The organism is Sorangium sp. So ce394 (genome assembly GCF_051474665.1).
Taxonomy (GTDB): Bacteria; Myxococcota_A; Polyangia; order Polyangiales; family Polyangiaceae; genus Sorangium; species Sorangium cellulosum_D.
In genome coordinates, this window is record NZ_CP150339.1 from 8,667,829 (window position 1) to 8,682,508 (window position 14,680).

At 70.5% G+C, this 14,680-nt stretch carries 4 protein-coding genes and 1 pseudogene; 2 read left to right on the forward strand and 3 right to left on the reverse strand.

Annotated features, from left to right (window positions below):
* Nucleotides 1–275: 275 nt before the first annotated feature.
* Nucleotides 276–6,285, reverse strand: a pseudogene (locus WMF33_RS31840) (RHS repeat-associated core domain-containing protein); the annotation flags it as partial.
* A 1,591-nt stretch (nt 6,286–7,876) separates the two neighbouring features.
* Between WMF33_RS31840 and WMF33_RS31845 the strand changes: the two are divergent.
* A complete protein-coding gene (locus WMF33_RS31845) occupies nt 7,877–8,758 on the forward strand; it encodes a glycine zipper family protein (RefSeq protein WP_437332148.1) in 882 nt (293 codons plus the stop codon).
* Between the two features lie 144 nt (nt 8,759–8,902).
* Nucleotides 8,903–11,131, forward strand: coding sequence for a hypothetical protein (locus tag WMF33_RS31850; RefSeq protein WP_437332149.1), 2,229 nt, complete (start codon nt 8,903–8,905; stop codon nt 11,129–11,131).
* Between the two features lie 39 nt (nt 11,132–11,170).
* Here WMF33_RS31850 and WMF33_RS31855 read toward each other — a convergent pair whose 3' ends face one another.
* Both WMF33_RS31855 and WMF33_RS31860 read right to left on the reverse strand, forming a co-directional pair.
* Nucleotides 11,171–12,922 carry a recombinase family protein gene (locus WMF33_RS31855; protein ID WP_437332150.1) on the reverse strand — a complete coding sequence of 584 codons (1,752 nt, stop codon included), beginning with the start codon at nt 12,920–12,922 and terminating at the stop codon, nt 11,171–11,173.
* 405 nt (nt 12,923–13,327) lie between these two features.
* Nucleotides 13,328–14,572, reverse strand: coding sequence for a hypothetical protein (locus WMF33_RS31860; protein ID WP_437332151.1), 1,245 nt, complete (start codon nt 14,570–14,572; stop codon nt 13,328–13,330).
* Nucleotides 14,573–14,680: the final 108 nt, after the last annotated feature.

Sequence of the window (14,680 nt, forward strand, 5' to 3'; positions counted from 1 at the left end):
GCCCGCTGCCCGGTAGTCGCCTCCATCGATCGCGAGCGCCGTGTCCGCTGCGCCCCGCCCGATGTGGTAGAGCGGGTTCACGGCGTTCAGCGCGCCGAAGAGTCCGCCCTCTTCGTACCCCGCCCACGCCGCGCTGCCGAGCTCGTAGCCGCTGTAGATCCCCAGCGTCAGCGCGTTCAGCGCCAGAGACCGCGCGACCCCCGCCGCCAGCTCGACCGTCCCCGCCGTGGCGCCGAGCAAGCTCTGGCCAACCACGGCGCTGGCGCCCGTGTGCTCCGGCGCCGTGCTCACCGGCTGCGGCACATACCCGGACGCGCTTCCGGTCGCGCTGACGTCGATGGGCGGCATAGCGCCGCCCGTCTCGGCAGCCACGATGTTCATATCGGCGTCGGAGCGCGCCTCGTGCTCCGAAGACGGGACGACGATCAGCTTGAGTCCGATCGGCGGCAGGTCGAGCACTTCCCAGCGGAACTCCGCGCCGGCCGGCGGCGGTGAGCGAGCCCCGGCCTCCGGGAGCGCTTCTTGAAAGCCGCCCGGGTCGACGTACGCGAGGGGATTGTTCAGCACGTAGCTGTACGGATTCCAGCTCTGCCCGAAGGACGGCATCGAAACGATCGGGTCCGTGGTCAAGAACCGCCCGATCTTGGGATCGTAGAGCCTGCCCTTCATGTTCACGAGCCCGAGCTCGTCGTCGCTCTCGTGCCCGGTGAACCCCTGCGTCGTCTCGCTGGAGAACGACGCCGGCGCGCGCTCGCCCCACACGGGGTTCCTGCGCTGGCCGAACGGATCGTAGCTCCGCCGCTCGATCACGTCGCCGTCCTCGTCGGTGAGCGCGTCGACCGAGCCGAGATGATCGACATGCAAGTAACGGGTGCCGCCGTCCGAGCCTCCCCGCGTCACGACCGCCACCACGCGCTCCGGCGAGTGGACGTGGTACCGATGCTCCACGGTGCCCGACGCCCTGTCGGTGACCCGCTCGTACAAATCGCCGAAGTAGAGCGTCTCCTTCTCCGGGGTGGTCTTGCGGATCCGCTGCTGGTCGCCGTCGTAGCCGAACGTGATGGTGCTCGCGCCCTGCGTGATGCGCTCCGGCAGGTCGAACGGCGTATAGTGCACCGTCGTGCCGCCCGGCCGCGCGATCTGATTGCCGACGGCGTCATAGGCGAAGCTGCCGGCGCCGGCGCCGGTGACCGCGTGCGGGTGCAGCGGGTCATCGTACGAGAGCGTTCCAATGTCCGACTTGAAGGTGAGATTGCCGTTCGGGTCGTGGCCGTACCGGAGCGCGCAGGGCGCCGATGCGCTCTCGACGTCGCCGAAGTACGCGCAGGTCAGCCGCTGGAGCGGGTCGTAACCGAAGCGCTCCGTCGTGTTCTCGGGCTGGAGCACATCGGTGCGGCGCGTGAGATTGAGGAGATCGTCATAGCCGTAGTCCAGGTCTTGCACGTTGGCCGCGCCGCTCTGCGTCGCCACGTGCCTGAGGCGCTGCTTGTCGGCGAAGTAGCTCCGCTCCGTGACGACGCCGTTGCCGAACACCTCCTCGCGGAATCGTCCCGCGCCGTCCACGTCCGTCAAGCGCCAATAGGCGGAGCCCGTTCCGCGGTCGCGCACGGCGATCACGTGGCCATGCGCGTCGTGGTCGTGGTCCACGACGAACGGCGCCCCGCCGGCCGGCGCCGGGTACGTGACCGTCTCGACGCGACCGAGCTCGTCGTAGCCCAGCCTGGCCTCCAGGGGAGCGCGTTCGCCGTCGATGCGGAGCGAGATCGTGTCGAGCTGGCCGATGTCGGTGTACCCGTACGTCTTCTCCCCGTCGCGGCTCGCGAGCGCGTGGAGCTTTCCGATCCCGTGCGCCGCGGTGTCCCAGGTCCACGTGGTCGTCAGGCGCTCGGCGCCCTCTCGGTCCACGCGCGCGCGGGGTCGCCCGAGCGCGTCATACGCCCACGTGGTTTCTCGCCCGAGCGCATCGGTCGACGAAACCAGCCCGCCGAAGCCGTCATGGATCGATAACGTCGTGCCCCGATCGGGGTCGTCGAGCTGCCGGACGCGGCCGAACGCGTCGCGCGTCGTGCGCGTCACCGCGCCGCCTGGATCGGTGACCGTATGCAGCATGCCGAACGGGCCGTAACTGTAGCGGGTGATCCCGCCGGCAGCGTCGGTGATCGACGCGGTTCGCCCCAGCGGATCCTGCTCGGCCACCGTCACATGCTCGAGCGGGTCGGTGGCGCGCACGCGCAGGCCATCGTACTCGGTCGTCGTGACCGCATTCCACGGCGTCGTATGCCGCACCTCGCGGCCTACCGCGTCGTACTCGAAGCGATCGTACAGCCTCTCGCGCTCGGGGGTACCTTCGCGGACCGGCACCGAGCGCCGCGCGATGTGCTCGCCCAGCGCGTCGTAGCCAATCTCTTGCAGGATGCGCTTCGCATCGCCCGCCCCCTGCGCCGGCTCCGGCTCGGGCCCGTACCACCACCACCGGATCGGGCGGCCGAGGGCATCGAGCTCGATCGTATCGTCGGCCCCGCCGGTCGTCGTGCGCCGCTGCCTCACCCGCCACGCGTCCTGCGCTGGGCCGCCGTCCTTGGTGCGGGAGAGCGTGACCGTCGTCGTCGTGCCGTCCGGGCGCGCCTCCGCGCCGAGGCGCCCGAATCCGTCGTGGGCCCACGTCGTTACGAGCTGATTCGGATCGACCCGCTCGAGGAGCACGCCGAGCGCGTCGTCGAACTCCACGAGCGTGGTGTGCCCGGCCGTGTTCACGTATTTCTCGGGGAAGATGCCCTCCTCGTCAAAATCCGTGCTGGATGTCCGATGGTGTCCGAAGGCGTCCTCCGCCGTGACGCCGGCGATGTTCCCGAAGTCGTCGCGCGTATAGGCGATCGTCAGCTTCGTGTCCGGCAGACCGTCGTCGCTCTCGGTGGATTCGGTCTCCACCTCGCCGTGGATCGTCGTGGTCCGCGTGACGTTCCGGCACTGCGACATCCCCGCCGCCGCGCTGCACTCCTTCTACGTCTGGAGCTGGCCGAGGACCCAGCGCTCGGTGTCGTTCTTGAACGTCCGCGTGACCTTGAACGTCAGGTCGACGCCGCTCGTCGAGACCTCCTCGGCGCGCACGTTGCCGAACGTGTCGAAGTCCGTCACCGTCGACACCGAGTCGCGCAGCAGCGTGGCGCCGTCGCCGCCGGCCTCGACCTCCCGCACGTACGCCTCGATGGAGGGCGTCGCGCCGCCCGGGGGTGGATAGATCCCTTGCGCTCGTCTCACCCGGCGCTCGGTCGGCAGCGTGAAGTACGTCGCGCCGTCGTTCGTCGGCACGAGCGTCCGCGTCACGTCGAGGAACGAGAGCTCAATCTGCTCCGGCCTGGGCTGACTCGGCAGCCCAGGCGCCCAGCGCCATGTCCGCTGGACGCTGCCCGCGAAGGGAAAGACATGGAGCTCGTCGTCGAAGGTGACGTGATCGTACACATCGAGCGTCGCGGCGCCCGTATCCACGTCGGTGACGAGCCGCCCGCCAAAGCCGAGAAATCCTCGGCCCAGCCGGTGGTAGCGCCCGTCGCGGTAGCTGACCTCGAAGCGCCGCGGTCGGTCCGCCCCGTTGTTGAGGGCGTACGCGCTGACCACCCGCCGAGGCCCGACCACGCAGCGGCGCGGATAGCCGCAGTCGTCCGCCGCGCCGGCACGCGCGACGTACAGCGGGCTCTCCCGCGCCGGATCCTCCGCCCTGTCGCCCGTCGCCACCGGCGCATCGGTCAAATGCCCGTACGAGATGCTCACGTCGGGCACGAAGCCGGGTTCGGTCGGGTCGTGCGCGTTCATCCCGTTGGAGACCGCGACCAGGAGATCCTGATCGGCCGAGAGGTTCTGGAAGACGTTGAAACGGCCGCCGAGCGACAGGATCACGTCCTGCGCGCCGTCCCCGTCGACGTCGCCGATGCGCGGCCCGCGCGGATCGGCGAGGGTGACCGCATCGCCGAGACTGGCCTCGAACGGCAGCCCCGGGTCGACCAGCTTGAAGGGCGGCCCCGCGCGGTCGCCGATCGCCAGCAGCACGGCCCAGGACGGGAGCGCGTCGGAGCCGCCCAGCAGCATGCCTGGTGGAACCGGCATGAGGAGATCCTGCCGCCCGTCGCCGTTGAAGTCGAGCGGCACGGCGAACCGGAAGAACGCGTCCTGATCGGGAAGACCGAACAGATCGCCAAAGCTGAACGCGTCCACGGTCCGGAACGGCGAGGCCACGAAGGTCGGCCCCGTGTTGAAGTAGGTATAGAGCTGGTGGTCGCCCGGGCCGGATTCGACGGCATCGGGCAGGCCGTCTCCGTTCACGTCGAGAAAGACGACGCGGCCCCCGGGCCATACGATGGGGAGCTCGCTGTCGATCACCTCCCAGCGCCCCTCGCCCCGGCGCATGATCGCGTCGTAGCTCGATCCGAGGAGGACCGTCCCGTCACCGAACCGTTGCAGAGAGGGCACGACGAGATCGATCTTGCCATCGGCGTCGATGTCGAGCGTATGGAGCTCCGTATCGCAGGGATAGCCGGTGAGCAGCTCGATCGATTCGCCCGCGGGCTCGAAGCCCGCGGGCGTCGCGCCGCTCGCTGGGCGCCAGAGGTGGACGGCCCACACGGCAGCGAGCGGGAGCGGTGCCTGTCCCTCGCGAGCGTGGTCCTCGCACTGGATCAGATCCGGCACGCCATCGCCGTCCAGATCGGCAAGGTGCATCGACCCCCCGCGGCTGCTCAAGCTGGGCGGCGCGGGCGTGATCCCGAGCGGGAAGGGCCGGCGGATGCCCGTATCATGGAGCGCGAAGGTCCAATCCGGTCGGGACAGGAGCACATGCCACGTGACCTCGGTGCCGTAGACGTCGTGGAGCAGGACGTCCATCCGCCCATCGTCGTCGTAGTCCAGGACCGTCCCGAGCTCGGGCTGAAGAAGGGCCGGATCGGAGGGTCCCACGGGATCGGCGACCGTGGGCCACTCTTCGAGGAAGGCGAGCTCCGCCGGTGCGAGAAAGGACGGCGAGGCGCGCGGCCCGACGTTTCGCGCCACCCGCCACGCGGTGATCGGATTCCTCGGTGTGCTGAGCCCCGCGACCATGTCCGGGACCACGAGGTCGTCGAGCCCGTCGGCGTCGATGTCGAACACCATCGGGCTCGCCCTCTCGGACACCGGCTCGTCGATCTCTGACGCCACCCGCTCGAATCCGGGCCTCGCGTGGCTGTACTGAAAGCGCGTGGGAGGCTTGCAGACCCGGTCGCTCGCGCACTCCTCGACCTGGGTCAGGAGCGTACGGCGCGTCGTCGGGCTGAGCTCATAGCGGAATCCGTAGCTCCGGACCTGCGCGTCGCCAGGACCGAGCATCTGGATTTCTTCGAGGCGAAGCGAGCGCTGGAGCGCCATGCCGCCCGAGTAGCCGGTGCGGATGGCGGCCGGATCCTTGGTCCCATACACGAAGCGCACCGCCCTGGAAGGCTCGAGCGACGGCGCCCCCTCGAAGCTCGTGTAACGGATCTCGTCCACCGCGTACTCGGCGGCATGGCCGTCCTCCGCCTCGGCGAGGCAATACGCGTACGTCATGGCGTTACCGCGGCCGTCGCGGGCCTTGTTCGCGAGCCACGCGCGCGGTACACCGGCGCGCGCGAGCGGCTTGCTGCCCTCGGTGCGCCCGTACTCGACGACGCGGCCGGTCGGCAGGGTTGCCTCGAAGAAGAGCGCCTCGGCGGGCGCGCCGCCTTCCGGACCGTAATGCCCGACCACCTTGACGAAGGTATCCGGGAGCGTCCGGTACTCGATGGTTCCAGGCTCCTCTCCCACGGGGACGAGGCGCTGGCCGTCGAGGCAGAGCGCGTCGTCGCCGTCGTACCGCACGCCGCGGATCTCCCCGTCTTGCGCGAGGCTCTTCGGACATCGCGTGATCGCGGACAGCCCGGCGATCGAGAAGCCGGCGCCGAGCACGCCGTCGCCGCCGTCGCTGCGATAGACGAGCTCGATCGGAGGACCCATGCCCGCGCGCGAGGGCGGGGAGGTCAGCTCCATGGTGTACATGGCCTCCCCGGTGCTCGTGATGGAGAACGCCCCCCGGATGGTGCCGGCGGCGACGGTCTCGACCTCTGGCGCGGGACGGGAGGTCGCTGGGCTGCGTGCGCTCTGGGTCCGGCAGGCGACGACGCCCTGACGCGGATCCATGGGCGGCTCGCCGGAGGTGCACTGGCACCCTGCCTGCGCGAGCACGCAAGCAAGGAACATCAAGAGCGGGATGATCGCCCGGGGCACACATCGCGGAACGAGCGCCATTGCAGTCTCCCTCGCGCCGAGGAGGCCATGGCGCTGCACCGCGAGTCAAGCGCTGCACGCAAACCGGCGTCCTGTCTCCATGCCGGTGTCGAGGCATTTAGCAAGCCCTCACTGCCTGGCCGACGTACATGCAGCGGACGGCAGGGTTGCCGTGCGTCGCGACGCTTGTGGCCGTCCGCAGTGGAGCTGCGGCCCGAGAGGCATCGCCTGCCTCGACGAGGACCCGCTCACGCCCGAGGGCGTAACCATCGAGACCGGACGGCCGGCCAAGGGCGGCACCAGCTGGAACCACGATGGCACCACGACGGTGGGAGAGACCGGCGAGGCCCACAGGATGCTTCGGTTCTCTGAATCGTCGCAATCACCTCCCGGGAGGACGACGGGATGGATCTCCACGAGGGCTACGAGGGAGCTCCGGAATCTGCTTCTACGAGCCAGTCATCCAGGAAGCGGGATGCCCACGCGACCATCGCGGCCGGCGGGTCGCCTTCACCGTCCCACGACGCGACCAGCGTTTCGAGCTCGCGCGCTGCGGCTTCGAGCTCGCGCCTGGAAGAGATGCCGCGGGGAGTAGATGGACCAAGCTGTCGACGAGCGCCTGACCGCCTGCGCAGCTTTGCCGCCCGCCTGCAGCCTCGCCGCCCCTCCTGCGCAGCCTCGCCGCCCCTCCTGCGCAGCCTCGCCGCCCCTCCTGCGCAGCCTCGCCGCCCCTCCTGCGCAGCCTCGCCGCCCCTCCTGCGCGGCCTCGCGCCCTGCCTGCGCAGCCTCGCCGCCCCTCCTGCGCGGCCTCGCGCCCTGCCTGCGCAGCCTCGCCGCCCCTCCTGCGCGGCCTCGCCACCCCTCCTGCGCGGCCTCGCCACCCCTCCTGCGCAGCCTCGCCGCCCCTCCTGCGCAGCCTCGCCGACCTCCTCCGCGCCCCATTCCGCGAACTACACTGCAGTCGCTCGGCTCCTGCGCAGCCCCGCCACCCCTCCTGCGCGCCCCAGTTGTATCCTATGCAGCACTCCCCCCTCCTGCGCATCCCCCCACCAGCTCCGTGGCCCGCTGCTCGCGCGGCGCCGGGCACGCCGCCCAGCCGGCGCCTCGTCCCGAGGGGCGCTGGTCCCGATAAGGAGTCCTATCTCCACCACGGCAACGAAGGCCCCCACCGCCACGCCATCCAGGATCGACAAGGCTTCATAGAAGCGCGGTTCGCGCAGCGCGCAGCGGGCACCCCGCTCGTACGCCAAAGAAGCCGCGTACACGCGCAGCGCCGCCCGCGAGCCGAGCTCCTCCGAGAGGCCGAGTCGCTCTGCGATCGCACCTGCTCTCCCCCGGCAAGCTCGCTCGGCGCGTCATCTGGGCGAGCCGGGTCCAGCTCGCCGCCGAGCGCGAAGCGGCGGATCTCGTCCGCAAGCCGATCGCCCCCGGCTCCGGGCGACTCGCCACGCGCGCCGGTCCGGCCGTGTCAAGCCTTTTCGGTGGCATCCCGGGCGGCCGAATTTGGCCCCATCCCTCCCCTCCCTGTGATCCAATCGAGGCGCCGGTCGCGGGCGCCGCGTCGCGCGTCGTCTCCCCTCCACCTGCGCCTGCGCCCTGCCCGCGTCTTCCTATGGCCGAGGTGCTCGCCGCTTCGCTCGCGTTCCCCGCCGTGATCTTCACGGTCCTGCTCGCGCTCGCGCTCATCTACTGGCTCTTCGTCGTCCTGGGCGCGCTCGACCTCGACCTGCTCGGCGGCGCTCACGGCGACGCGACGCCCGACCTCGGCGGCCTCGAAGGGGCCGCCAAGGGCGCGCTCGAAGGCGCCGCCAAGGGCGCGATCGAGGGCGCCGCCAAGGGCTCGCTCGAAGGCGCCGCCAAGGGCGCGCTCGAAGGCGGCGCCGACGGCGCCGACGCCCCGCACGGCGTCGGCGCGCTGCTCGTCGCCCTGGAGCTCCACCGCGTGCCGGCGACCGTGACGCTCACGCTGATCGCGGCGTTCGGCTGGTTCACGAGCGCCCTGTCGACGATGCTCGCCGCGCCGCTCTGGGCCGGCGCCGGGCTGCCCCGCTGGGCCCTCGGCCTCGCGGCGCTCGCCGGGTCGCTCGTCGTCGCCGTGCTGCTGACCTCGCTCGCGGTGCGGCCGCTCGCGCCGCTCTTCGTGACCCGGCACGCGACGTCGAAGAAGGACCTCGTGGGCCGCGTGTGCGTCGTCTCCACCGGGCGCGTCGACGAGCGCTTCGGCCAGGCCGTGATCGACGAGGGCGGCGCGAGCCACATCCTCGACGTCCGGTGCGACACGCCCGGCGCCCTCCGCCGCGGCGACCGCGCGCTGCTCGTGAGCTGGGACCCACACGGAGAGGTCTTCAGCGTCGAGCCGCTCGACGGCCTGCTGGGCCCACCCCCTCCCCTCGCCGAGCGGCTTGCGTCCCGCGTGGAAGCTCCCCCGGACGGCGCCGAGGACGAGGCCATCCCCGCGGCGCGCGCCAGGGACGAGCACCGGCGCGGCGGCTGAACGCCGCTTTCGCGCTGCTGGTTTCGTGTACGCTCTCCCCCGAGGGGGCATCGTGCGGCCCCCGACCCGGCTCGGAGCGGGCCCGGGCGTCGACCTCGCTGGCGCGAGGATCAGCGCCCTCCCCTCCGCCGAATCGCGAAGGAGATGCGCGTGCCCACTGTGACCGTCCCCCTCATCCTCGTCCTCGTCGGTGTCCTCGCCTTCGTCGCCCTCGGGATGCTGGTCATGTACGCCAAGTTCTACCGCCAGGTGGATCAGGGCAAGGCGCTGATCATCAACACGCGAGGCCAGGACCCCATCGTCACCTTCACCGGGACCCTCGTCCTGCCGATCATCCACCGCGCCGAGTACATGGATATCTCGGTCAAGACGATCGAGATCGACCGGCGCGGCAAGGAGGGGCTCATCTGCAAGGACAACATCCGCGCGGACATCAAGGTCACCTTCTTCGTGCAGGTGAACAAGACGCAGGACGACGTGCGCACCGTCGCGCGGACCATCGGCTGCGTCCGCGCCTCGAACCCGGAGACGCTCGAGCAGCTGTTCGCCGCGAAGTTCTCCGAGGCGCTCAAGACCGTGGGCAAGCGCCTGAACTTCGAGGACCTCTACAAGGAGCGGCAGAAGTTCAAGGACGACATCATCGACGTCATCGGCAAGGATCTGAGCGGGTTCGTGCTCGCGGACGCGGCGATCGACTACCTGGAGCAGACGCCCATCGAGCTGCTCGACAAGGACAACATCATGGATGCCGAGGGCATCCGGAAGATCACCGAGCTCACGGTCGCGCAGAACGTGCTGACGAACGAGCTCCGCCAGAAGGAGCGGATGGAGATCGGCAGCCAGAACCTGAACTCCGACGAGGCGATCTTCCGCTTCGAGCAGCGCCGGGCCGAGGCCGAGGCGAAGAAGGCGAAGGAGATCGCGGTGGCGCAGGCGCGCGAGCAGAACGAGGCCGCCCGCATCACGAGCGACGAGCGCAAGAAGACGGTGCTCCTCCAGGAGAAGAACGACGAGGAGGCGTTCGTCGCCCGCGAGGCGAAGGAGCGCGGCGTCCAGGTCGCCCAGAAGAACAAGGAGCGCGAGGTCGCGGTCGAGACCGAGCGCGTCTCGAAGGCGCGGGAGCTCGAGATCGTGAGCCGCGAGCGCGACGTGTCGCTCCAGAAGATCGCGCGCGAGAAGGAGCTCGAGCTCCAGAAGAAGGACATCGCCGACGTGGTCCGGGCGCGGATCGCGGTCGAGAAGACGGTGGCCGAGGAGGAGGAGCGGATCAAGGACGTGCGCGCCGTGGCCGAGGCGACGCGCCTCAAGGACGTGACGCGCATCAACGCCGAGGCGGAGGCGCAGGAGCAGCTCGTCAAGCAGATCAAGGGGGCCGAGGCGAGCGAGGAGGCGGCGAAGTTCCGGGCGCGCGAGAAGCTCGTCATCGCGGACGCGGAGCTCGAGGCGAGCGACAAGGCGGCGCGCGCGAAGATCCGCCTGGCCGAGGGCGTGCAGGCCGAGTCGGCGGCCGAGGGGCTGGCGCGCATCCGGGTGAAGGAGGCCGACGCGCAGGCGATCGAGAAGCAGGGGTTCGCCGAGGCGCGCGTGGCGCTCGAGAAGATGAACGCCGCCGCGGTCGGCGAGGAGAAGCAGGGCCTCGCGCGGGTGCTCGTGAAGGAGGCGGAGGCGCAGGCGATCGAGAAGCAGGGTCGGGCCGAGGCGCTCGTCGCGCGGGAGCGGCTGCTCGCCGAGGCCGCGGGCATCGAGCAGAAGGGGCTCGCGGCTGCGAGGACGCGCGAGGCGGAGGCGCTGGCGCTCGAGAAGACGGGCCTGGCGGAGGCGACCGCGATCAAGCAGCGGCTCCTGGCCGAGGCGGCCGGCACGGCGGAGAAGGCCGCGGCCATGAAGGCGCTCGACGGGGTCGGGCGGGAGCACGAGGAGTTCCGCCTGCGGCTCGAGAAGGAGCGGGCGGTGGAGCTCGAGGCGCTGCGCATCCGCGCCGACATCGCGCGGGCGCAGGCGGAGATCCTGCGGGGCGCGTTCGAGCAGGCGAAGATCAACATCGTGGGCGGCGACGGGGCGTTCTTCGATCGGTTCGTCAAGGCGGTCACGCTCGGCCAGTCGGTCGATGGGATGGTCGACCAGAGCGCCACGGTGCGGGCGCTGGTCGGCGACTACCTGAACGGCAACGCGAGCCTCCCCGAGGACCTGAAGCAGCTCGTCGCGCACCCCTCGCCGCTCGCGAGGTCCGCGGACGGGACGCTGTCGGGGATGCTGACGTCGCTCTTGCCGAGCGCGGACGCGGACGGGAAGAAGAAGATCGAGGCGCTCGCCCAGAAGGCGCGGGAGCTGGGGCTCGATCAGCTGGCGCAGCAGCGGACGCCGCGGACCTGAGGGGAGACGAGGCCGACGCGGCGCTCGGCGTCGCGTCGGTCATGTCTCGCGTCCTCCGTCCCCCGTGCCCATTCTCCCGTCTCCCGTCTTCCCTCCCCCGTCTCCCGTCTCCCGTGCTCGTCTCTCGTGCGCGTGCGCGTGACCACGCGGACACGGTCGACAAAGCTTACCCTTCGGCCTGTCCGTACGGTGGCGCGCGTCGCCGTGCCCGCCCGCCCCACTACCGTGGAGGTCTAGCGGCACGATGTAGTGCACGCGCAGCATCGTGGTCGTCACCTCGACCTTCTCTACGAGCAGTTCCACGATCGCTCGGCGATCTTCCCAGGTGCAGCGCTCCAGCCCTCGGCGCAGCCGCTCCTTCAGCTGCCGGAGCTCGTCGACGACCTCTCGCTGCTGCAGCGCACGCCGCTGGTCGTGCTGCCCTTGCGCGAGCCGTGCCTCGCACTGCTGCTTGCTTTCGTCGAGTCGGTCTCGGCGTGCTCGAAGCTCGTCGAGCGTGATCGCTCCGGCTTGGTAAGCGTCCACCAGCCGGCTGATCGCTCCCTCCATGGCTCGCGCTTCGCGCACGAGACGTCGGCGCTCCCGCTCGTACGCCTCCAGCATCGTGTGGGCCTTATCGCGCTGCGCGTCGAGCTGGGCCGCTAGCTGCTCGGGCTCCTGGAGCCAGCGCTCCAGGTCTTGCCAGAGCACTTGCTCGACGTCCTCGGCGCGCAGCGAGGGGCGCGGGCACGGGGCGGCGTCACGCCCGTTGAACCGATCCCGCCCGCCGCAAGTGTAGTACCGGTACTCGCCGCGCCCGCCGGAATCCGTGGCGCGTCCCCACAGCGTTCGGCCACATTCAGTACAGATCAGCAGCCCCCGCAGCAGATAGGGGCGCTTAACCTGCCCCGCCGTACGCTGCCGGTTGTCGCGCAAGCGCTGCTGCACCGTGGCAAACAGCTCCGGGTCGACGAGCGCCGGCACGCTCGCACCGATCCACTGCTCTTCCGGCCGGCGCCGGAAGGACGACTTGCGCCGGCGGCGGTAGTGGCGCCGATCGCGCGGGCGCCGCGGTTCAGCGGCCTCGTACTTCTGGTGATGGGCACAGCCCACGTACACACGGTTGCGCAGCAGCCCCCCGATCGTGCTCGTCTGCCATGGCCGACCCTTGCGGCTCGCGGTCCCTTGCTCCTCGAGCCGCTGCGCAACGTGCCGCAAGGGCAGGCCCTCGTAGCCTACCCACGCGAAAATCTGGCGTACCACCGACGCTTCGCACTCCTCGACCACCACCGTGCCTGGCTGATGCCGAGCTCCCGGCAGGTATCGGTAGCCGTACGGAGGATTGGCCCACCCCGGCGGCGCGCCCGAGCGTGCCCGATGCAGCATGCCACGGCGGGTCCGGTCGAGGATCTTGGCGCGCTCGTACTCGGCGAAGACCCCGCGCATCGACAGCGCCATCCGCTCCTCGTCGGTGCGCGCAGCCCCGCCGTGGATGAAGATGAGCTCAACGCCCTTGCGCGTGAGCTCGTCAAGCACAATTTGCTGATCAACGAAGCGCCGCGCCAACCGATCCGCGTCATACATCACGACGGCGTCGAGCTGCTCCTGCGCTACGGCGTCGCGCAACGCGTCGAGCCCTGGGCGCCGAAGCGTCTCGCCCGACCAGCCATCGTCGAGGTAGCGGTGCTCCGGGTCGATCGTCGCTCCCATCGCCGCAACATGGTGGTCAATGGCCGCGACCTGCGACTCGATCGTGCGCTCTTGCTCCTGCCGGCCTGTCGAGACCCGTGCATACATCCCTATCGTGCTCATGTCCCCCTCCGCTGACGCCCGCCTCGCTGGCGCGACGGAGCAACCGCTCGACCACGAGCGCCATCCGCTCGCCCGCCGCTCGTTGCCCCACGCTCCGGCGCTCGATCTTCCACTCCTTCCCCTGATGTCTTCGCTGTCCCACCCGCAAGCCTGGAGCCCGCGAAGCGCGAGCGACGGCCCAGGAACGGAACGGCGAGCTGCCTCATCCAGTGCAGCCCGAGTTTGTCGACCGTGTCCGCGTGCGCGTGCGCGTGCGCGTGTCCGTGCTCGCTCGTGCACGGACCGGAGCGACCACGGGAACGCGCACGCGCACGCGCACGAAGAGGGATGAGGGATGACGGGAGACGGGGGAGGGAAGACGGGAGACGGGAGCTCCGTGCTCGCGAGAGGCGGAGCTCGCGCTCGTTATTGTCTCTTGGTGAGGTAGATCAGCGCGGCGAGGCACATCTCGTCGAGCGTGCTCTCGCCGAGGCGAACGTCCACCGGGCCAGGCATGTTCTGCTCCTGGAGCGCCTTCACGAGGAACGGATTGCTGTTCGAGTTGTTGTACGTGCACCGCATCGTGAGCAGATCGCCCCCGTGGATGCGCGGGAGCTCCGCGATGGGAGCGTCGTAGTAAAACCCGCGCTGCCACGAGAAGTCCCACCTCGGCGTCTGCACGAGGCACTCCTTCGCAGCGTTGTCGGGATCGCCCCGCGTGTGCTCCAGGGTGACCTTCATGTCCGTGCCCACATAGTGCATGTGCGTTCCGGCGCCGTAGAGGTACATCTCCGTGTCAGACACCGACTCGGGCATCCGGAACTGCATGGTCTCGACGTGATCCTCCGCGCCGGCCGGGATCAAGAACTCGGCGTCATCCCCATCGTTCGGGCCGGGCAGGAGCCCGCCGCCCCCGTCCACCGACGACTCGAAGTTGCCGATCAGCGCGACCCCCATCGAGTACTCCGGCACCCCCTTGGTGAAGCGCATCTGGAGGCGCGTCGTGTCCGGGTCCGCGGTCGTCCCCGCCGGGTGATAATGCACCTGCATCACCAGCCGCGCGCCGGCCGGGAGCTCCGCGCCGATGTTCGGCTCGAACTCCAGCGGGACGCCCCCCGGCGCCCACGCGGCCACGAGCTCGCCCGAGAAGCCGGGGCCGCCGAAGCAGTCGTATCCCCCGTGCTCGTCCGCGAGCTCGTCCGCCGCGCCCTCCCGGTCGAGGAACACGAGCGCGTGGTGCACCACCTTGCTGTTGCCAGGAACGATGTGCACGCCGTTGATGTAACGCGTCTCCGCGAGCCCAGGATCCATCACGAAACACCGGAACTGGTCGGCATCGCCGCTCGCGACGAACGGCTCCTCCGGCGCGACCTCCAGCTCGACACCGCTGAGCCCGCCGGCGCCGGGGACGAACGGCGGCGGCGCGTCGGCAGGATCCCCCTCGGGGCTGCCCGCCGCAGACCACGCCTCGAGGAGGGCGATCTCGGCCTCGCTCAGCCGGAGATCATCCTTCCAGCCGTACGGGGGCTGGCACTCGTCGGTCTCCTCCGCCCCCCACGGCGGCATCGTGCGCTCCCGCGTGGCGTGCGCCATCAGGCCCGCCACCGAGCGCGCCTCCTCGTACGTCGTCAGACCGAACGGGGCGATGTTCCCCGGGGAATGGCAGCTCATGCAGTGCTTCTGCAAGAGCGGCTCGACGTCGCGATGAAATGTTGGCGACGTCCCCGCCGAGCCCGGCGCCTCCTCGCCGGAGCAACCCAGGAGCAGCGCCGGCAGGAA